At 30.7% G+C, this 21,739-nt stretch carries 11 protein-coding genes and 1 tRNA gene; 7 read left to right on the top strand and 5 right to left on the bottom strand.

Features of this window, described 5'->3' with window-relative positions:
• Positions 1 to 124: 124 nt before the first annotated feature.
• Positions 125 to 805 carry a TIGR00266 family protein gene (locus QZU75_RS10925; RefSeq protein ID WP_296883727.1) on the bottom strand — a complete coding sequence of 227 codons (681 nt, stop codon included), beginning with the start codon at positions 803 to 805 and terminating at the stop codon, positions 125 to 127.
• 214 nt (positions 806 to 1,019) lie between these two features.
• On the opposite strand from QZU75_RS10925, the gene QZU75_RS10920 reads away from it, so the two are divergent.
• Both QZU75_RS10920 and QZU75_RS10915 read left to right on the top strand, forming a co-directional pair.
• The gene (locus QZU75_RS10920) at positions 1,020 to 1,799 is read left to right on the top strand and encodes a hypothetical protein (protein ID WP_296883725.1); all 780 of its coding nucleotides are present in this window, start codon (positions 1,020 to 1,022) and stop codon (positions 1,797 to 1,799) included.
• Positions 1,799 to 2,599 (top strand): hypothetical protein, encoded by an 801-nt coding sequence (locus QZU75_RS10915; protein ID WP_296883724.1) that lies wholly within the window; start codon positions 1,799 to 1,801, stop codon positions 2,597 to 2,599. Before QZU75_RS10920 ends, QZU75_RS10915 begins: the two co-directional genes overlap by 1 nt.
• A gap of 270 nt (positions 2,600 to 2,869) precedes the next feature.
• Here QZU75_RS10915 and QZU75_RS10910 read toward each other — a convergent pair whose 3' ends face one another.
• Both QZU75_RS10910 and QZU75_RS10905 read right to left on the bottom strand, forming a co-directional pair.
• A complete protein-coding gene (locus QZU75_RS10910; protein ID WP_296883722.1) occupies positions 2,870 to 3,529 on the bottom strand; it encodes a zinc ribbon domain-containing protein in 660 nt (219 codons plus the stop codon).
• 411 nt (positions 3,530 to 3,940) lie between these two features.
• Complete coding sequence (locus QZU75_RS10905; RefSeq protein ID WP_296883721.1) at positions 3,941 to 4,750, bottom strand: hypothetical protein; 810 nt, start codon at positions 4,748 to 4,750, stop codon at positions 3,941 to 3,943.
• 133 nt (positions 4,751 to 4,883) lie between these two features.
• On the opposite strand from QZU75_RS10905, the gene QZU75_RS10900 reads away from it, so the two are divergent.
• The 4 genes from QZU75_RS10900 to QZU75_RS10885 all read left to right on the top strand — a co-directional run bounded on the left by QZU75_RS10900 (position 4,884) and on the right by QZU75_RS10885 (position 19,630).
• Positions 4,884 to 5,006, top strand: coding sequence for a hypothetical protein (locus QZU75_RS10900; RefSeq protein WP_296883719.1), 123 nt, complete (start codon positions 4,884 to 4,886; stop codon positions 5,004 to 5,006).
• Positions 5,007 to 5,352: 346 nt separating this feature from the next.
• A complete protein-coding gene (locus tag QZU75_RS10895) occupies positions 5,353 to 10,587 on the top strand; it encodes a non-ribosomal peptide synthetase (RefSeq protein ID WP_296883718.1) in 5,235 nt (1,744 codons plus the stop codon).
• A 20-nt stretch (positions 10,588 to 10,607) separates the two neighbouring features.
• Entirely contained in the window at positions 10,608 to 17,939 is a 7,332-nt protein-coding gene (locus tag QZU75_RS10890) for a non-ribosomal peptide synthetase (RefSeq protein ID WP_296883716.1), read from the top strand.
• Between the two features lie 11 nt (positions 17,940 to 17,950).
• Positions 17,951 to 19,630, top strand: a complete 1,680-nt coding sequence (locus QZU75_RS10885; RefSeq protein ID WP_296883715.1) for an MATE family efflux transporter — start codon at positions 17,951 to 17,953, stop codon at positions 19,628 to 19,630.
• A 277-nt stretch (positions 19,631 to 19,907) separates the two neighbouring features.
• Here QZU75_RS10885 and QZU75_RS10880 read toward each other — a convergent pair whose 3' ends face one another.
• Positions 19,908 to 20,480: a DapH/DapD/GlmU-related protein gene (locus tag QZU75_RS10880; protein ID WP_296883713.1), complete on the bottom strand. Its 573-nt coding sequence runs from the start codon at positions 20,478 to 20,480 to the stop codon at positions 19,908 to 19,910.
• 348 nt (positions 20,481 to 20,828) lie between these two features.
• Here QZU75_RS10880 and QZU75_RS10875 point away from each other — a divergent pair.
• Positions 20,829 to 20,900 (top strand) — tRNA-Gln (locus tag QZU75_RS10875).
• A gap of 100 nt (positions 20,901 to 21,000) precedes the next feature.
• On the opposite strand, the gene QZU75_RS10870 is transcribed toward QZU75_RS10875, so the two are convergent.
• Positions 21,001 to 21,399, bottom strand: coding sequence for a hypothetical protein (locus QZU75_RS10870; RefSeq protein WP_296883711.1), 399 nt, complete (start codon positions 21,397 to 21,399; stop codon positions 21,001 to 21,003).
• Positions 21,400 to 21,739 lie beyond the last annotated feature (340 nt).

The raw sequence follows: 21,739 nt of genomic DNA, 5'->3' as shown, positions 1-21,739 counted from the left end.
TGAACTTTTTTTAATGAACAACAGATTGAATTCTAAGTAAAACTAAAATAAATTTAAATTCCAGTGTTTTGTTTTAAAAATAAGATTAAAAAAAGTTTATTAAAAAATAAACTCTTTTTAATTATCATTCCTTGCGTTCTGGCAAGAAAGGAATTAATGATTCGGCCAATTTGGATATTGGCATTGTTTGAATCCATACTTTGCCGGGGCCTGTTAATTTTGAGAAGAACAATCCTTCTCCAAATAATACATTTTTAGCTCCCTTAACTCTTTCAATGTCAAAGTCAACGGTTTCTTCCATTGCAGCAATGTGACCAGGATCCACTAATAATTTTTCTCCAGGCGCCAAGTCCTTTTCAATGACTTCCCCATCAATTTCTAAAAATACCATACCATTTCCGGTAAATTTTTGAAGGATAAAACCTTCTCCACCAAATATTCCGGATCCAAGCTTATCTCTAAAGTGTATGTCAATATTAACACCTTCTTCAGCTGCTAAAAAGGCATTTTTCTGACCGATAATTGTATTTGACCCATTCAATCTTATAGGCATGATTTTTCCAGGAGTGCATGATGAAAATCCTACTTGCTCTCCATCAGATTCTGCAGTAAAGAAATTTAAAAATATGGTATCCCCAGCTAATGCTCTTCCAAGCCCTTTCAATAAGCCTCCACCAGTATTAGTGTCCATATTCATACCAGAAGTCATGAATGCCATTGCTCCTGTTTCATTTTTCATTATCTCGCCCTTTTGTAATGTGCATATTACAATAGGAAAAGAACCACCTTTTATTTCGTATTCCATTTTAAACCACCTAAAATATTTATTACAAATAACCGGTCAAATAAAATTATTTTGAAATGTAGCGGTTTCGGTCATCTGCTTAAATATTTTTAATATAACATCTTTATTAAAGACAGGTAATATTTATCTTAATGATTTATTAAATAATTATTTAATTTTTCAATTCCTAAAATTATAATAAGGATTACCAATATAAAAGTTAATTGGTGAACCTATGGAAATATTTACTCGTACTTTGTTTCAATTAGCTGTGGTAATTATTATCTTTCTAGTTTTAACCATTTTAGGCAAAGTCATATATCATAAATTAAAAAATAAGTATGGAAACTCCATAAATATCAATGAATTACTGCCTGAAGATGAAGTCCATACTTTAATACAGGTTTTTTATTTAATTTTGATGGCACTGTGTGTTGTAAATATTTTCTATTCCTTTATGGGGTCCCAAAATGATTTGTATTATTTTGCAGTATTTGACATTGCACTTTCACTATATTTTGCAATCACATTAGATATGAGTTCTTGGAAAAATAGACTTATCTGGTTGTTATTGGTTCCATATGGATCTTTAGTTTATCCCTTATTTGGCCTTAGTTTAGTAATTTTTGCAGATTTTCTTCATGCTTTCATCTTTATATACCTTGCAAAACTCAGTCTCGATAAATTTGTAGAATATACTAATTCAAACGCTTTGGGGTTAACTATAATATTGTTATTTGCAGTAATTTTCGCAGGATTTTTCATAACACAATATGCAGAAGGTGCGAATGCCTTAGATTCTCTTGTAATTGTTTCCAATCAATTTACAGGTAATGGGTATTCTGCTTTTGGTAATACTATTTCTGGTAAACTCAACAGTTTATTGCTGGTTTGGGGAGGATATATTCTTTCTGGAGTAGGTGCTGCAACATTAACGGCGGCGCTTTTAATTAGGCATTTTAAAAAGGAATTTGAAGAATTAAGAAAATTGATTGAAGAAGGAGAGGAAGAATAATGGGCATTGAATGGATATTTATTTCTATTTTCCAGATATTGGTTGCAATGGGAATTTTCGCTGCTTTAGTATATATTGCCAAATATATTGTTAATAAAGGCAGATTAATAGCCCGTTTTAAAAAGTCAAGGCTTTCAAATCCTCAAGAATATTTTCCTTCTGAAGAAGTATTCTTATTAAAGCAAGTTTTTTATTTGATTGTGATATTGGTCATTATCATGATTTGTTTATATCTGACCTTTGATTGGAACGAAGGTTTTTATTTTGCATATCTTTTGGATATTATTGTTTCAATATATCTTGCTCTTAAAATGGACAAAAATTCCTTAAAAGATAAAGTTTTATTATTCCTATTAATTCCATTCGGTTCCATAACTGGAATACTCTTTGGAGATAGTATTGTTGTTTTATTGGATCTGACCCATATTATCGGATATTTGTATTTCATTAAAGTTTACTTCCGCAAATTTGTTGATTATACTGAAAATAACGGATTGGGAATAACCATAATATTGTTATTTGCAATAATACTGGTTAGTTTTTTATTTACCATCCTGGTTGAAAACGTTTCTCCTATGGACTCCATAACCATGGTGTCCAATGCATTCACAAGCAACAGTTTTGACGCTTCAGGAAAAAACATAATAGGTAAAATTAATTCGTTGGTATTGGCTTGGAGTGGCTTCATATTATCTGGTGTCGGTACGGCCACTTTGGCGGTTTCAATAGTAAATGGATATGTTAATCGCCAATTTGCTGAAATGAAAGATTTAGTTAAAAAGAAAAAAGAAAAGGAGTAATATTTAATTGCCGAGCAAAATTAGCTCCCAACAAATCTATACCTGAAACTTAAAAATAAAAAGGAAGTAGATATATAAAATTTAATATTCAAGTTGATTGTTTTAAAACTAAATTTAGTATTGTTGAATATGGATTAAAAAGCAGAAAAATTAATTAAATTTTTTTACAATGCGTTCAAGCATATTTTTCCGTTTATTCTCATGAAAATAAGGTATCATTCAAATGAATATTAGTTTTTAAAATATTCAAAAATTAGCAATTATGACGGTTCATTCATAATCTTTACAAAAACTCCCGTAGGATAAAGAATGTCCTAAACCACAATAATATTCAACATATCCTTCACTATCAAAATCACCAACTATCCCTCCTCCACTATCCATAAATTCTTCGTAGCAATGTCTGCAATTCAAGTTACAATATCCTCCATGAACTGGTTCATTCTTTTCTATTTTTTTACTAATTTCTTTTTGTTCTTTTTTCGCTTTTTTTAATTCTGTTTTTATGAAATATTTAATTTCTTCCTCACTCATTTTTTCTTTTTCATCGATTAACTTAGTTTTTAGATTATCTTTAATGGAAATTACATTAATCTGGTTGATATTGTTTTTAATTATTTCTAATCTGATTTCTTCTGATTCAAATATTTCATCAATTATTTTTAATTTTTTCTTTTTTTCTTTTTCTTTAGCTATTCTGTATATTTTTTCCAAACTGCCGTGTTCTGAGTTAAATAAATGTTTATCTGGTTTTATATCTGATTTATCATTTTCAGTTCCACAGTTAGTGCAGAACTTGTCTTCTTCTCTTAATTTTGTTCCGCAGTTAGTGCAAAACTTATCTTCTTTTCTTATTTTAGTTCCACAGTTAGTGCAGAACTTATCTTCTTTTCTTATTTTACTTCCACAGTTAGTACAAAAATTGGCCATATTACACCATCTCAAAATAGCACAAAATTTCAGTTAAAAAACTTATTTATATATTGTGAGTCTGTCTGATAAATAATTTTTTCTAATGTGTTGTCTAGTAATTCAGATTAAAAAGAGTCCAAAACATAATGTCAACAAGTATCAGTATTAAAATAAACATTATGATGCAGGTAAGAAGGTTTATTCGATGAAATCAAAAAAACAATTTTCAGATGATGAAAATCTCAAATTTTTAATGCATTGGATTTTAATAATGCTGAATGTCATAACCAAAAAATAATTAGAAATCAGCAACATTGAATTTGGCAAAAAATCAAAGATTTTATAATTAGAACTCATCCTTGTTGCTTGTGAGTTAAAAATATTATATAGAATGACAATAGTTAGATGCCAAATCAATGAATTAATGCCCTACTTTTCCTTAGTCTGTTCTTCTATTTTATCTAATTTATCGTTTATTTTATTTATTTTTTTATTAAAATGATTTGTTAAAATTGTGGTAGTTAAAATAGCTGTACTTACGCTGGATATCAAATAACCTCCCCATGCTAAAAACAGTGAATTTAATTTGCTGGAAATTGTATGTCCTGAAATTGAATATCCATTGCTTGTAAATTGATTTGTAACCATAACAAGGGAATCCAGAGGATTGACGGATTCAAAATATTGTGTTATAAAAAAACTGAAGAATATTATTAAAAATAGCAACAGCACAGTTATTCCTAATCCATTTTTTTGGGCATGCTTTATGAATCCTTTGTAATAGTAGTATATAAAGTAAATAAGTATGGGAATGTGTATCAAATCAATTAATCCGATAAGTGATTTTCCAAATATGATAAATGTTTGTGAACCGAATGGTATTAACAAAAATATTAATATTTTATTTTTATAGGATGTTTTATCTAAAGTAATTGCAATAAACAGCGAAAGGGCAATATCAAATATTGAAAGATAAAAGTTGTCTGCTGTGTAAAAAATTAGTTTATACAAAATATCAATAAAGAGCAGTCCCATCATTACCAGGAAAAACATTTGTATTAATGTTTCTTTTTCCTCTTCTGGAAAGTATGTTTTGATATTATTTATTCGTCTGTTTGGACTGTTTTTGATTTTTTTATATAATAAGTCTCCAATTATTAATAAAATTAGAAAAATAACTACTTCTATTATAAAATATACTATTCCCAGTTCAACAGTTTCCACTTTTGAAACCCCCATAATAATTTTTAATTTAGTGTTATTAATAATTATCTTTTAAAAATACATGTATTTTGGAAGTATTGTGCGCCTCTTGTTGGATTAATTTCATGGATGAAAATTAAATTTTCTGATGCATCAAATGATTCTACATATGAAGTGGGATATATTTATCAGCATCGTCAATATCTGCCTATCCATAGGATTTAATTGTGGTTTCATCATAATTTCGTTTAAAATTGCTCTTGCACTGCCAATAAACGAATCTTTCGACTAATGATAATCATTTGGAGGTATTTGTTTCAGGAGATACAAATAGTGCATAATTGATAGGATTATGCAAATTATCTCATAAAATTAATTTCAAGCTTCTAAAATAAGTGGATTGAATTCAATTATTTTTTCTTTCTTTTTTTTTTAATTCAGTAATATCCTAATGGCGTGCCATTGCAAGGTTATGGGCAGTGTTTTTATTTATTCTAATTATGGATTAATATTAGTTTGTTCAGTATTAGCACTTATCATTTTTACTAAATAATAGTAATAATAATTTTTTGATAAATTATTTATTATATAATTTAAATATTATTCATTAGTCATAATGAATTCGAAGGTTTGATATAATGGATAAAAAAACAAAGGATATTTTCAGTGAATATTTGTCAGAGTTATGTCTGGATTTTGATGAAACAACTTTAATTACTCCAAATAGGAATGGAGAAAAAGAAAAAGGTATAATTGATAAATCAGAATATGAAATTAAAAAAGAGAATTTAGTAGGATTTGCCAAATCCAATTCAATTTCAATCAATGAGCTTTTATTGGCGAGTTTAACATTAACACTTACTAAATTTAATTTTTCAGATGAAACTTTAATTTTCAATCAAAATAATGTTCCATTTGCAAACAAATTTGAAAACAGACAAGTGCCAATTAGTGAATTTCTGGAAAATGTTCATGAGAATTATGTTAAAACGTTGGAATTCGATGAATACTTCGATAAAGATAATCTTCCTTTAAAACCTGAATTTTATTATGCATTTGATGATGATTTAAAATCTAATGCAGAATATTCCAATTATCTAAAAATTGTTGAAAATGATGAAACTGTTTGTTTATCCTTATTTTATAATAATGAATTATATACAAAAGATTTCATTGATTTATTCTTGTCAAGCCTTGAAAAAATAGTTGAAGAAATAGTTAATGCTAATATTGATAAAACAAATATCTGCGATATTGCTCTTGTCGGTGAAAATGAAAATGTTGTCTTCAGTGAAGTTGAAATGCCTCTGATTCACAAGCACTTTGAAAAGCAAGTAATTGAGAAAGGTGATGAAATTGCTCTTGTTGCAACTGATGCCACATTGACTTACAAGCAATTGGATGAAAAAGCAAATGTTATTGCAAATGCTTTAATTAAAAAAGGAGTTAAACCGAAAAGCAATGTTTTAGTAATGCTTTCAAGGGACAGTAATTTGATTGCTTCTATTTTGGGTATCATTAAAGCCGGCTGCGCATTCATTCCGATTGATCCGGAATATCCTCAGGAGAGAATAAACTATATTTATGAAAACAGTCAGGCGGATTATATTATTGCCAATGAATCCGGAGAAAAATCTTTAGACATTGAAGAACTGCTTAAAGAGGGCAATTCAGAAAATCCTAACGTTAATGTTGATTCTGATGATTTGGCATATATGATTTACACTTCCGGTTCAACAGGTAATCCTAAAGGTGTGATGATTAGCCATGAAAACATTTGCAATCAGGTCCAAAACCCTAAATCCACTTATGACAGTTTGCTTTGTATCACAACTATCTCTTTTGACGTGTCTGTTGACGACATATTGACATCTCTTTCAAATGGATTAAAGTTGATACTTGCTGATGATTCTCAAATCAAAAATATTCCTGCTTTAATCAAGTTAATTGATGTAAATAAACCTGAAGTTTTAGATTGTACTCCTTCAAGACTCGCTTCTTATCTTGAGGTAAAAGACTTCTGCAATGTTATATCTTGCTTAAAATGTATTTTCATTGGAGGAGAGAAATTTTCAGCAAAAGTTTATGAAGATTTAAGAAAATACAGTGATGCAGTTGTCTATAACAGTTACGGTCCAACAGAAACAACAATCACCTCAAACAACAAAGAGGTCACAGATGTAAACGATTTGACTGTAGGTCTTCCTTTAACTAATTATGTCACTGATGTTCGTGATATTGATGGAAAATTGGTTCCTAATGGTGTAATGGGTGAATTATACATTGGAGGTACTAGTGTAGGTAAAGGATATTATGGCATGCCTGAAAAAACCGAAGAAGTGTTCCTGACTATCAATGACATTCCATATTACAGAAGCGGGGACTATGCTATTGAACTTCCAAATGGTGAAATCGACATTAAAGGAAGAATTGACAACCAAATAAAATTAAGAGGATTGAGAATTGAAATAGGCGAAATTGAAACCAATATTTCTCAATATCCAAATATAAGACAGGCTGTTGTTGTAATTAAAGAGATTAACGATAATGAACATTTATGTGCTTATTACACTGCCGATGAAGAAATTGATAGAAATGATTTAAAAGAGTTTTTAAAAGATCGTCTTACTCGTTATATGGTTCCGACTGTGTTCATGCAGCTAGATGAAATGCCGCAAACACCAAACGGTAAGACAGACTTGAAACAACTGCCAGTGCCACAACTTAGATTGTCTTTCACACTCCCAGAAACTGAAACTGAAATAATGTTGCATGAAATTGCTTCATCCATCAGCAAAACAAAGGAATTTGGTACTACTGATGATTTGTATGCTGTCGGATTTACTTCATTGTCACTGATGAAATTAAATGCAAGAATTTATGAGGAAATGGGTGTTAATTTAGATATTATTTCATTATTGAATGATCCTACAATTAAAAATATTGCAAATGAAATAGAAAACAATGATATTCTAGATTTGAATAGTGTAATGGAATCAGCTAAGGATATGGTTTATTATCCATTGACAGAAAATCAAATGGGAATCTATTATGAGTGCATTCAAAGTGGAAATGTTGCACAATATAATCTCCCGTCTATCATAAGATTTGGCAGTGAAATTGATGCGGATAGATTACATGATGCTATCATTAAGACAATTGAAGCATATCCTTATCTTAAAACCAGAATTGTTGCACAAAAAGGTAAAGTGATGCTGAAACGTGATGATTCAATAGATATTGATGACATTCCAATTGTTGATGTTGAAAATATTTCAGATAGTGAAATTGAAAAAGAAAATCTTAAACTGTTTGATTTGCATAATGACCAGTTATTCAGATTTAAAATCTATAAAACTCCTAGTGAAACAATTTTATTCTCAGATATCCACCATATAATTTCTGATGGGGAATCATTGGATAAATTGTTTACAAATATTTCCAATGCATATCAGGGAATTGAAATTGAAAAAGAAACAATCAACGGTTACATTAACAGTATAATTGAAAGTGAGAATGAAAACAGTGAAAAATATAAATTATCCAGAGAATTCTTCCATGATAAATTAACTCAAGAAGTTGATTCGACTGTACTGACTCCTAATTTGAATGGTAATGTTGAAGAAGGAATTTTAAAATCAATTTCCAAAAATATCGACCCTGAATTGGTTAATAAGTTTTGCAGTGAAAACAGGATAACTCCTAATGTCTTATTCATGGCAGTAACCATGCTGAACTTGAATAAGTATACATTCAATGACAAAACATTGATTACAACTATTTTCAATGGAAGATCAAACTCATCCTACCTCAACACACAGGCATTGCTAGTAAAAACACTCCCAATTGTCTCAATCAATGATGATAGGACATTATCATTTAAAGAATATTTAAATTCAGTCAATGATATCTGGATGGAAACCATTAATCATTCAGATTATTCTTATACTAAGATTTCTGAAGAGTTTGGATTGAAACCAGAGTTTTTCTATGCATACAATAATCTTGACGCTGAAGAAATTGAGATTAATGGTAAAACTTATAAAGTCAAATATTTGAATTCACTTGAAGTTAACTATAAAATATCTTTTGATGTTAATGAAACCAAAGATAATATTGAATTGTTTATCCAGTATAATGACCAGTTGTACAGTGATGATTACATTGACACCTTCTTAAATTGCATAATTGATGTAATAAATCAATTAACTGAGGAGGATATTGAAAAATTAAGCATTGGTGAAATAGAATTGGGTGAAAGTAAAGAGACACCTATATTCACACCTGTCGATATGCCGATTTTACATAAACGCTTTGAAAAACAAGTTGCCAGCAAAGGTGATGAAACTGCTCTTGTTGCAACTGATGCCACATTGACTTACAAGCAATTGGATGAAAAAGCAAATGTTATTGCAAATGCTTTAATAGATAAAGGAGTCAAACCGAAAAGCAATGTTTTGGTAATGCTTTCAAGGGACAGTAATTTGATTGCTTCCATTTTAGGTATCCTTAAAGCGGGTTGCGCATTCATTCCGATTGATCCAGAATATCCTCAGGAGAGAATAAATTATATTTATGAAAACAGTAATGCAGATTATATTATTGCCAATGAATCTGGAGAAAATTCTTTAGACATTGAAGAACTCCTTAAAGAAGGCAATTCAGAAAGTCCTGATGTTAATGTTGATTCTGATGATTTGGCATATATGATTTATACTTCAGGATCCACAGGTAACCCTAAAGGTGTAATGATTTGTCATAAAAACATCTGTAATCAGGCTCAAAATCCTAAATCCACTTATGACAGTTTGCTTTGTATTACAACTATCTCTTTTGACGTGTCTGTTGATGACATATTGACCTCTCTTTCAAATGGGTTGAAATTGATATTGGCTGATGACGTTCAAATCAAAAATGTTCCTGAGCTTATCAAATTGATTGATAAGAATAAACCTGAAGTTTTAGAAATTACTCCTTCAAGACTTGCTTCTTATCTTGAGGTAAAAGACTTCTGTAATGTTATATCATGCTTAAAGAGTATTTTCCTTGGTGGAGAGCAGTTTTCAGCTAAAGTTTATGAAGATTTAAGAAAATACTGTGATGCAGTTATTTATAACAGTTATGGTCCAACTGAAACAACAATCACCTCAAACAACAAAGAAGTCACTGATATGCATGATTTGACTGTTGGTCCTCCTTTAACCAATTATGTTACTGATGTTCGTGACATTGATGGCAAATTGCTTCCTAATGGTGTAATGGGCGAATTATATATTGGTGGTACTGGTGTAGGTAAAGGATACTATAACATGCCGGAAAAAACTGCAGAGGTTTTCCTGACTATCAATGACATTCCATATTACAGAAGTGGGGACTATGCTATTGAACTTCCGAATGGTGAAATAGATATTAAAGGAAGAATAGACAATCAGATTAAACTCAGAGGATTAAGGATTGAAATAGGTGAAATTGAAACCAATATTGGCCAATATCCAGATATAATGCAGGCTGTTGTTGTAATTAAAGAAATTAACAATGCGGATCATTTATGTGCATATTACACAGCTAATGGTGAAATTGACACTGATGACTTAAAAGAGTTTTTAAAAGACAGACTTACTAATTATATGGTTCCGACAGTATTCATGCAGCTTGATGAAATGCCTCAAACACCAAACGGCAAGACAGACTTGAAACAACTGCCTGAACCTCAACTTAAATTGGCTTTGGTGATGCCTGAAACTGAAACAGAAGAAAAATTATATGATATTGTTTCATCCATTGCAGATGTTGATGAATTTGGTGTTACAGATGACTTATACGCTATTGGTTTTACTTCATTGTCCTTAATGAAATTAAATTCCAGAAATTAAATTCCATAATCTATGAGAAAATGGGTGCGAATTTAGACGTTTCCATATTGTTCAATGAGCCAACAGTTAAAAACTTTGCAATAGAAATTGACAATTCATCTGAAAAAGAGGCTGGTCTTCAAGAGCTTATTGAATCAGCTAAAGGCATGGAGTATTATCCGTTGACTGAAAATCAATTGGGTATTTACTATGAATGTAAGCAAAATCCGGATGTGATTAAGTATACCATGCCTACAACAGTAAAATTTGGCAATGATGTTGATGCAAATAAACTTAAACAAGCAATTCTTGATACTATTGAAGCACATCCATATCTTAAAACAAGATTTGTAAATCATGATGGTGAATTAAAACAGAAAAGATGCGATGATGCGGCAATCGATGATATTGAAATTGTTAAAGTCGATAGCATTAGCGATGAAGACATTGTTAGAAATGACGTTGGTCCAATCTCTATAGAGGATAATCAATTGTTCAAATTCAAAATATATGAAACCCCTGATGAAGTTGTATTATTCTCAGATTTCCACCATATAATTACTGATGGGGTATCGCAAAACAATTTATTTAGAGATATAGCAGATATCTATGAAAATAGGGATTTGTCTGAAGAAATAATCGATGGTTATGTTTACAGTATTCTGGAAAAAGATGCTGAAAATAGTGAAATATATCAATCAGCAGAGGCATTTTTCGATGATAAATTAACTCAGGGAATAGAATCCACTGTTTTAACTCCAGATCTTAATGGAAATCCTGATGAAGGTAAAACAAAAAATGTTTCATATACTTTTGATTCAGAATTAATTGATGAGTTTTGTAATGATAATTTCATAAGTAAAAATGCTTTGTTTATCGCAACCACAATTTTAAATCTAAACAAATTCACATTTAGTGACAAAACATTAATAACAACAATATTCAACGGAAGGTCAAGTCCAAGTTATTTCAATACTCAAGGATTTTTGGTAAAAACTGTTCCGTTTATAATCAATAATGAAAACAGGCAGGTGTCAGTCAGAGATTTCATTAAATCTATTGACCAAACTTGGAAAGAAACCTTAAGAAATACTGCATATCCATATATTAAAATTGCTGAGAAATATCAGTTAAAACCTGAATTCTTCTACAATTATCATGAATTCCTGGAATCAGATGAAATTATAATAAACAATAAAGAGTACATTCCACAGGAATTAGCAGGGTTTGATATGGTTACAGTTGAATCTAAAATTAATTTGGCTATTTATGATAATGGTGATGAGTTTAATGTTATCATGGAATATAATGACCAGTTATACAGTGAAAATTATGTTAGGACATTCATACAATCCATGATGAACATTTTAGCCCAATTCCTTGAAAATGATATTGACAGTTGCAGAATATGTGATGTTAAATTAAAAGATGATGTTGAATCACATGAATTTGTTGATGTGGAAATTCCATTTATCCATAAACGCTTTGAAAAACAAGTCGATGAATCTCCGGAAAACATTGCATTGGTTGCATGTGATGCTTCATTGACATATGGTGAACTTAACCAAAAGGCAAATCGTGTTGCTAATGCCCTTATAAACAGAGGAATCAAAGCTAACAGTAATGTGTTAGTAATGCTTCCTAGGGACAGCAAGCTTATTTCAGCTATTTTAGGTGTTTTAAAAGCAGGATGTGCATTTATACCTATTGATATTAACTACCCTAAAGGCAGGATTGATTATATTTTTGAAAACAGTCAGGCAGATTATTTAATATCTGATGGAAGGATTGAAAATTCAATCGATGTTAATGAATTGCTTGAAGAGGAGAATACTTCAAATCCTCAAGTGGAAATTAATCCGAATGATTTGGCTTATATGATTTACACTTCAGGTTCTACAGGCAATCCTAAAGGAGTAATGACCAGTCATATGAATATTACAAATCTGTTCTCAAAAAGTGAGGATAGTGTAATTTATAATGCATATTCAAAAATGAAAAAGACACTTGCTCTTTCAACAGTATCTTTTGATGCATTTTTACTTGATTTCATGCCATTAACCTTTGGTTTGGAAATGGTGCTGGCTAACGATAGTGAAATTAAAAATATTAAGGAATTGGCGGAGTTAGTTGAAAGAGAAAAACCTGATTCACTTACATTTTCCGCACCATCAAGATTCAAACAATATTTGGAATATGAGGAATTCTCCAAACAAGTACCTAACTTCAAGTATATTGCTGTTGGTGGAGAAATGGTGCCTCAAGACTTAATTTCTCTACTTTTAGAGTATCCTGATTTAGAAGTGTATAATATTTACGGTCCAACTGAAACAACAGTAACATGTAATGCTAAAAAACTTACTGATGCTGAAAATATAACTGTTGGAAAAGCTCTGCACAATTGTATAACTGAAGTTAGGGATATTGACGGTAAATTGGTGCCTTGTTGTGTAATGGGTGAATTATACATTGGAGGTAAAGGCGTATCCAGAGGATATTATAATATGGAAGAAAAAACCAAAGAGGTATTCTTGTCTATTAATGATATTCCATATTATAGAAGTGGAGACTATGCAATTGAACTTCCAAATGGCGAATTGGTAATAAAAGGAAGAATTGACAACCAAATTAAATTAAGGGGATTGAGAATTGAACTTGGTGAAATTGAATCCAATATTGCCAGATTCCCAGGTATTAGGCAGATTGTTGTTATAATTGAGAAAATCAATAATGTTGAACATTTATGTGCTTATTTCACAGCCGATGAAGAAATAGATATAAATCTCTTGAAAAGGTATTTGGGAAATAAATTAACTGAATATATGGTTCCAACTGTATTTATGCAGCTTGATGAGATGCCAATATCTCCAAATGGTAAAACAGATATTAAAAGACTTCCAAAACCAAAATTAAATCTGGATTATGTTGAAGCTGAAGGTGAAACTGAAGAAAAATTAGTTGAACTTGTTGCATCTATTGCCAATACAAATAAATTCGGTACAACAGATGATTTATATGAATTAGGTTTCTCTTCTTTAACATTAATGAAATTAAACTCATTGATTTTCAATGAAATGAATGTTAATATTGATGTAACATCATTGTTCACAAATCCAACAATCAAATCTCTTGCAGATAAAATTGACAATAATATAGAATCTGAAATAGATGTGGATGAAATTATTGAGACTGCAAAAGATATGGAATATTTCCCATTGACTTCAAACCAAATGGGGATTTACTATGAGTGTATGCAAACTGAAAAAATCAAATACACTATGCCTTTTGCATTAAGGTTTGAAAGTAGCATTGATCCTAATAAACTTAAAGATGCGGTTATTAAAACTGTTGATGCGCATCCATATCTTAAAACAAGAATTATTAATACAGATGATGGAAAAATATTCCAAAAAAGATGCGATGATGCTGAAATTGAAGAAATAGAAATTGTTGAAATAGATTCCATTAGCAATGAAGAAATAATGGAGAGAGACATAAAACCAATTCCATTAGACAATAATCAATTATTTAGATTTAAAATCTATAAAACACCAGCAGAAACTATATTATTCGTTGATTTCCATCATATCATTACTGATGGGGTATCTCAAGGTATTTTCTTCAATGATTTGGCCAAAGCATATAAAGGTGAAGAAATAGAATCTGAAAAGATTAACGGATTTGAATACAGCCTGATTGAAGAGAAAACCTCTGTTAGTGAGATTTCTGAGAAATTCTTCAAAAAACAATTTAGCCAAGACATTGAATCAACAGTTTTAACTCCAAATATTAATGGTAATCCTGATATTGGAAATATTAAACTTGTTTCAGATCAAATGGGCTCTACTTTTGTCAGGCACTTCTGTAAAGATCATTCAATAAGTTCAAACGTTTTATTTATGGCGGCTACACTTCTAAGTCTTAATAAGTTTACATTTAGTGGTAAGTCATTAATTACAACAATATTCAACGGTAGGGCAAATTCCAATTACTCCAATACACAGGGAATGCTGGTTAAGACATTGCCTGTTATTGTAAACGGTGAAAATCGTGACATGATGGTTGAAGATTACATAAAAATTGTTGATAAAGCATGGAAAGATGCATTAGTTCATAGCGATTATCCATACACAAAACTTTCAGAAGAGTATCAATTAAAACCGGAATTCTTCTATGCATTCCATGAATCATTAAAGAATGACATTGAACTTAATGGTAGGTCTTATGAAGCAATTGACCTTGATGGTACTGTTTCAACTGATTATAAAATAAACATGGATATTTATGATGATGGGGAACTTATTACCCTGTATCTGGAATATAATGATCAAATCTATACTGAAGAGTATGTTAATCTGTTCGTGCGTTCAATTAAATATATATTATTCCAATTCTTTGTAAATGATATGGATAAGCTAAAAATAAATGACATTGAATTGGTTGAAGGGGAAATTCCAGAATTTGAAGAAATTGATACTCCGATTTTACATAAACGCTTTGAGAAACAGGTTGTTGAAAAAGCAAAAGATGTGGCATTGGTTGCAAGTGATGCTACTTTAACTTATGCTGAGCTGAATGAGAAAAGTAATAGGATTGCAAATGCATTAATCAGGCGTGGAGTAAAACCTAAAAGCAATGTCCTTATAATGCTTAAAAGGGACAGTAATTTAATCACCTCTATTTTAGGTGTCCTGAAAGCGGGCTGCGCATATGTTCCTGCATATGTTCCTATTGATCCGGAATATCCTCAGGAAAGAATCAACTACATTTATGAAAACAGTCAGGCGGATTACATCATAAGCTATGAGACTTCTGATAATTCCATAAATGTCAATGAACTTCTTGAAGAGGAAAATACTGTCAATCCGAATGTTGATGTTCGTCCTGATGATTTGGCATATATGATTTATACTTCAGGATCCACTGGTAATCCTAAAGGTGTGATGATTAGTCATAAAAACATCTGTAATCAGGCTCAAAACCCTAAATCCACTTATGATAGTTTGCTTTGTATTACAACTATCTCTTTTGACGTGTCTGTTGATGACATATTGACCTCTCTTTCAAATGGGTTAAAATTGATATTGGCTGATGATGTTCAAATCAGAAATGTTCCTGAGCTTATTAAATTAATTGATGAAAATAAACCTGAAGTTTTAGAAATTACTCCTTCAAGAATCGGATCTTATCTGGAATTAGAGGAATTCTGTAATGTAATTTCTTGTTTAAAATGTATTTTCCTTGGTGGTGAGCAATTTTCAGCTAAAGTTTATGAAGATTTAAGAAAATACAGTGATGCAGTTGTCTATAACAGTTATGGTCCAACTGAAACAACAATTACCTCAAACAACAAAGAGGTCACTGATGTAAACAATTTAACTGTAGGCCCTCCTTTAACCAATTATGTCACTGAAGTTCGTGATATTGATGGAAAATTGGTCCCTAATGGAGTAATGGGTGAATTATACATAGGCGGTATGAGTGTTGGAAAAGGATATTACAACATGCCTGAAAAAACCAAAGAATCCTTCTTAACTATCAATGACATTCCATATTACAAGAGTGGAGATTATGCTATTGAACTTCCGAATGGTGAAATCGACATTAAAGGAAGAATAGACAATCAGATAAAATTAAGAGGTTTAAGAATAGAAATTGGTGAAATCGAAACTAATATTGGTCAATATCCAGATATAAGGCAGGCTGTTGTTGTAATTAGAGAGATTAACAATGTTGATCATTTATGTGCATATTACACTGCTAATTGCGAAATTGATAGTAATGATTTAAAAGAGTTTTTAAAAGACCGTCTTACTAATTATATGATTCCGACTGTGTTCATGCAGCTTGATGAAATGCCTCAAACACCAAATGGAAAAACTGATACTAAAAAACTTCCTGAACCAAAATTGGATTTGAATTATGTGGCGCCAAAAACAAAACTTGAACAGGAAATTTGTGCAATATTTTCATCTATATTGAATATAGAAACTGTTGGTGCAGAGGATAATTTCTTTGAAATTGGAGGAACCTCACTTATCGCATCAAAATTAATCATTGAACTGCTTAATCAAGGATATACTGTAAGATATGATGATATTTTCAAGAAGAAAACTCCTAAAGCACTAGCGAAACTATTGTCTGGAGAAAGTGATTCCGAAGAGGAGTTGAATATAGAAGAGGACATCATCAAAAACTACAATTATGATGAAATCAATAAACTTCTCGAAGAAAATACCTTAGAAAACTTCTTTAATGGTGAAAACCTAGAATTGGGCAATGTCCTATTGACTGGGGCTACAGGATTTTTAGGAATCCATATCCTATATGAATTCATCAAAAATGAGAAAGGAAAAATCTATTGTATGTTAAGGAAAGGCAAATTTGATTCCTGTGAAGACCGGTTAATTGATTTGATGAATTATTACTTTGATGAAGATTTCACTGATTTAATCGGATCACGTATCATCTTAATCGAAGGGGACATAACTGAAATTGATGACTTTAAAAAACTTGAGAATGAACCGATTGATACAATAATAAATTCAGCGGCACTTGTAAAACATTATACTGCTGATGATTATATATTTAGGGTAAATGTCGATGGTGTAATCAATGGACTTAAATTTGCTCAAACAAGGAATAATATAAAATATGTGCAAATATCCACAATTAGTGTTCTTTCATCATACTCTTTAAATGAAGAGGAATATCCAAATCAGGAATATTGTGAAAGAACATTATATTACGGACAGGATTTGGAAAATAAATATGTATGCAGTAAATTTTTAGCTGAAAGGTCAGTTTTACAAGCGGCGACTAAAGGACTTCCAGTAAAAATAATTAGGGTAGGAAACTTGATGAGCCGTTACTCCGATGGTATGTTCCAGAAAAACTATGATACAAATGCATTTTTAAATAACATAAAGACCATTAAAAAACTAGGGGCAATGAATCCTACAATGGCTAATGAAAAGGTTGACATGAGTCAAATCGATTATGTTGCAAAAGCAGTACTTGCATTGTCTAAGACTCCAGAGAAATCCACAGTATTCCATTGTATGAATAATCATTATATTTCCCATAGGGATATTATCGATGCATTAAATATATTCGGTTATGGAATTTCTGAAGTTGGTTTCGAAATATTTAAAGAGATTTATAAACATAACATTAATGAGAAGATACAAGGCATTATCACTGCTGATTTTTCAATTGATGACTTTGATGAAGAAGATGATTTCGAGGAAAATGTAGAAATTGAACAAACTGTTGATATTCTTCAATCATTAGGATTTGATTGGCCTAAACCTGATAAATTGTATCTTAAACGATTATTTGAATATTTAAATAAATTTGATTATTTTGAATAAAGGTGAATAGCATGTCAAATGAAATTATAACTCATAAATTCAGGGAGTTGTTGTTGCCGTCATTACTTATAGCAATGGCTTTAAACATAGCTTCAGTTGTTGATGCAAGTTTTGTATCAACATTCATCGGACACAATGCTCAAGCGGCTTTACAGGTTTTAGAACCTTTGGTATTGTTAATTACAATATTTGAATGGTTATTTGGATTAGGAGGTCAAATTTTAGCTTTAAATAAAAAGGCGGAATTTGATGAGGATGGAAGTAATCATTATTTCACAACTGCAATGCTTGCAACAATAGTTCTGTCAATTTTGATTTTATTGGTATGCTTTTTATTTAAAGATCCATTAATTAATATATTGCATCCGCCTGAAGGAGCACTACCTTACGTAAACGCATATGGTGTATTTTTATTCCTTTGTTTCCCAATTGCGACTATATTAGGAGTTTTATGTCAGTTTATTCGTGTTGATGGGCAACCAAATTTTGCTTCAGGAGTAATTATTCTAGTAAATATCATCAATATAATTTTAGATTATGTCTTCCTTGGTGTTCTTCATACAGGCATTGAAGGAGCATCACTTGCAATGTTGATAGGTTACATAGTTGGAATATTGTGTACTTTAAAATATCATTTTGATTCAAAAAGAACTTTCAGATTCATTTTATCCAAATTGAAATTCAAAACTTGGATAACTTCAACAATTGAAATAATTAAAATAGGCCTTCCGGGCGCAAGTATGGGTTTTTTTAATGTATTATTGATTTATGTCATGAATTTAATTGTTGGTGGAATTTTAGGAGAATTAGGTTTGGACATATTCAATGTATGTGTGTCTGCATTGTTGATAATAAGTATTTTAATCATGGGATTTGCAGAAACATTATCTTCCATTGTTCCTATTTATTATGCGCAAAATGATTTTTATAACCTGCATCATATTGTGCGAAATTCACTTATAATTACATTATCCTGTGCACTGATATTCACGGTATTTCTGTTAGTATATCCTGATGGATTATTAATGTTTTTCAAACTTCACCAAATGCCTAATGATTCATTAGTAGAAAATGCGATTAGGATATACTCGTTTGCATTCATACCTATGACATTTTCAACTATGTTGTTGTTTTATTATGAAGGAATTGAAAGAACTGTGGAATCCGGAATCATTACAATCATTTCAGAATTTCTAGGACCGTTAATGTTTACATACCTATTATATCCTTACATTGGCATCACAAGTGTTTGGTTATCTTTTCCGTTAGGTTTTGTTCTAGCGATAGTTGCTGTTGTCATTTATGTAAAAATAGTTGAAAGAAAGGATAACGAATATTCTGGTCTGTTTTTCATTAGAGAGGGATTAATAGAAAAAACTAGAAATTACACTTTAGAAAGCAAAAATGATGATGCGAAATCTGAAATGTTCAATCATCTAGAGAGTTTGAATGCGGATAGTTCATCTATTGAAACATTGGATAAGATAATAAACACTATTTTCGATTCAAACAATGGAAAAGTGCATGTGGAAATATTGCTGATTGATTATGATGATAAAATTAGCATCAATATGAAGGATGAAGGAAAAAGGGAAGTATTAAAAGATATTGAAAAATCATTTTCACAAGATAACGTCAAAGTTAGCGAAGTATTGGGATTTAATAATGTAGAGTATGTAATCAATATGTGATAACTACTTTATATTTCCCATATTTTTTTGATGTGTTTAAATATTTCATCAGTTTTTTAATGCCTTTTGGTGTTAATTTTACTTTTTTTTCTTTTGTTTTCATGATTATATTTTCTTTGAATTGAAATTTAATTCAACACAGGTAAATTTGTGATATATTGAAGAATTAATTATAACTGCATTAATTTCAATAAAAATACAATGGAGAGAATTCCGTAAAATATTCAAGATGAAATTAAATTCAGAATATTTTTCTATTTTGAATATGAAAACCGGTTTAAAGTTTTATATCTCTAATGTATCGTGCAGGAACTCCTCCGACGATTGTATTTTTTGCAACATCTTTTGTGACAACCGCTCCAGCAGCAATAATTGCTCCCTCACCAATAGTTACGCCGGGAATTACAGTAACGTTGGAACCAATCCAAACATCATTGCCTATGATGATAGGCGATGGGATTAAATTACCTCTCATTTTAGGATTTTCATTATGATTTAAAGTAGCCAGAACAACATTATGACCAATTAAAACGTTATCGCCTATGTAGATTCCTCCCTGATCCTGGAATCGGCATCCTGAATTGATGAAAACATTTTTTCCAAGGTGAATGTTTTTTCCAAAATCAGTTGTGAACGGCGGAAAAACCCTGAAATCATCACTGACTTCAGTATCTATTAGTTTGGAAAACAGCTGTCTAATTTCATCAAGATCATGATATTCATAATTAAGTTTACAGGTGATTTTTTGCGCTTCCTGAGAATAATAGTTACATGCTTCAGCAGCATCTTCATCCATTTCCAATTCTGTTCCTTCATTAAAAATCTTTAAAAGTTCATCTAATTTTAACATAAATAACTGTATATTAAAAGCAGTATATTAATTCTGTTGGGGGCATTAGCAAATCCAAAAGATTATCTTTTTAACTCTGGTGAGTAGATATTTGATTTTTACATGAAATTAGTTTAGATATATGGACAAATATGCAAATAAAGGTACAATTTTGGTAGTATTATGTAAACAGCAACAAGAAGTCATTCAAAAGTTGTTTGTATTGAATTATTATTTTAACTAGACAATATTACTTTTATTTCAAACAAAAACTATATAAATTCGCTAATTTAATATATATTTAGTGAATTAGTATTTAATTAGAAATTAACTTTAAATACATTTATTCTAGCATTTGAATATTTGCATAGTCCCGTAGGGTAGCGGCAATCCTTTTGGGCCCTGGACCCAAAGACAGCGGTTCGACTCCGCTCGGGACTACTTAATTTTAAAAAAAGTATTAAGAATATGATATTTGTTTATCATATTCTTTTCAAGAATTTTCCACATTTTTAAGCCCTGTTGTTGTCGTCAAAGACGATTATTCTGTAGGGCAGTACATTATTTTCTTAAAGAACCATGCATGCTTCATAATCTCATAATATACCTCATCATCAGTTAAATTAGTTTTAGACCATCCTTTTCCTGATTTATACCAATCTGGACTATGGTCGATAGCGATGTTGTGTGCGCGTGCAATGATTAATGCAACTTGTTTCCAGGTATAATGGGTGCAGTCTGTATTTTTTAAAACATAGTACATGAAACCATAGTGGGTCCAGTCGATGTTTTCACGGAAAACTTTAGCAAAATGAAATATGTCTTTTTCCATTTTGGTAAATTCTATTTTCGGACCGTTGGAAGGTAATTTTGGACCGTTGATTTTAATGCCGTTTCCTTTTTTTGGACCGGTAATGTTTAGTTCGGCAGTTTTTTCCACTGGTTTAACATCATTTACTGTTACATTATCCCCATTAATGGCGGTGTTTTAGTTATTGGTTATGGTATTGTTGTCCTCTTGTACTGAATTATCGTTCAAATGATTTTCATTTGTTTCATTGGTATCAACACTTATGTGTTGTTAATCGATAGTTTGTATTGAAGCGTCTGTCATTGTTCCATTGTCGCTTGCAGATACACTTGCAATGCCTATGGATACAATTGTTAAAAAGAATAGTACAAATATTGTTTTTTTCATATTTAACCTCTCCTATTAATTCATTTAGTATAATTGAATAATATCTACTGTTTAATATGTAAATGGGACATATATAAATGTT

This window comes from uncultured Methanobrevibacter sp., assembly GCF_902764455.1.
Classification (GTDB): domain Archaea; phylum Methanobacteriota; class Methanobacteria; order Methanobacteriales; family Methanobacteriaceae; genus Methanocatella.
This window is presented reverse-complemented; position numbering and strand designations above follow the sequence as displayed.

Excerpts from the sequence above, each read along its gene's own strand:
- QZU75_RS10925 (WP_296883727.1), bottom strand. The coding sequence starts at position 805 with ATGGAATACGAAATAAAAGGTGGTTCTTTTCCTATTGTAATATGCACA.
- QZU75_RS10920 (WP_296883725.1), top strand. The coding sequence starts at position 1,020 with ATGGAAATATTTACTCGTACTTTGTTTCAATTAGCTGTGGTAATTATT.
- QZU75_RS10915 (WP_296883724.1), top strand. The coding sequence starts at position 1,799 with ATGGGCATTGAATGGATATTTATTTCTATTTTCCAGATATTGGTTGCA.
- QZU75_RS10910 (WP_296883722.1), bottom strand. The coding sequence starts at position 3,529 with ATGGCCAATTTTTGTACTAACTGTGGAAGTAAAATAAGAAAAGAAGAT.
- QZU75_RS10905 (WP_296883721.1), bottom strand. The coding sequence starts at position 4,750 with ATGGGGGTTTCAAAAGTGGAAACTGTTGAACTGGGAATAGTATATTTT.
- QZU75_RS10900 (WP_296883719.1), top strand. The coding sequence starts at position 4,884 with ATGAAGTGGGATATATTTATCAGCATCGTCAATATCTGCCTATCCATA.
- QZU75_RS10895 (WP_296883718.1), top strand. The coding sequence starts at position 5,353 with ATGGATAAAAAAACAAAGGATATTTTCAGTGAATATTTGTCAGAGTTA.
- QZU75_RS10890 (WP_296883716.1), top strand. The coding sequence starts at position 10,608 with ATGGGTGCGAATTTAGACGTTTCCATATTGTTCAATGAGCCAACAGTT.
- QZU75_RS10885 (WP_296883715.1), top strand. The coding sequence starts at position 17,951 with ATGTCAAATGAAATTATAACTCATAAATTCAGGGAGTTGTTGTTGCCG.
- QZU75_RS10880 (WP_296883713.1), bottom strand. The coding sequence starts at position 20,480 with ATGTTAAAATTAGATGAACTTTTAAAGATTTTTAATGAAGGAACAGAA.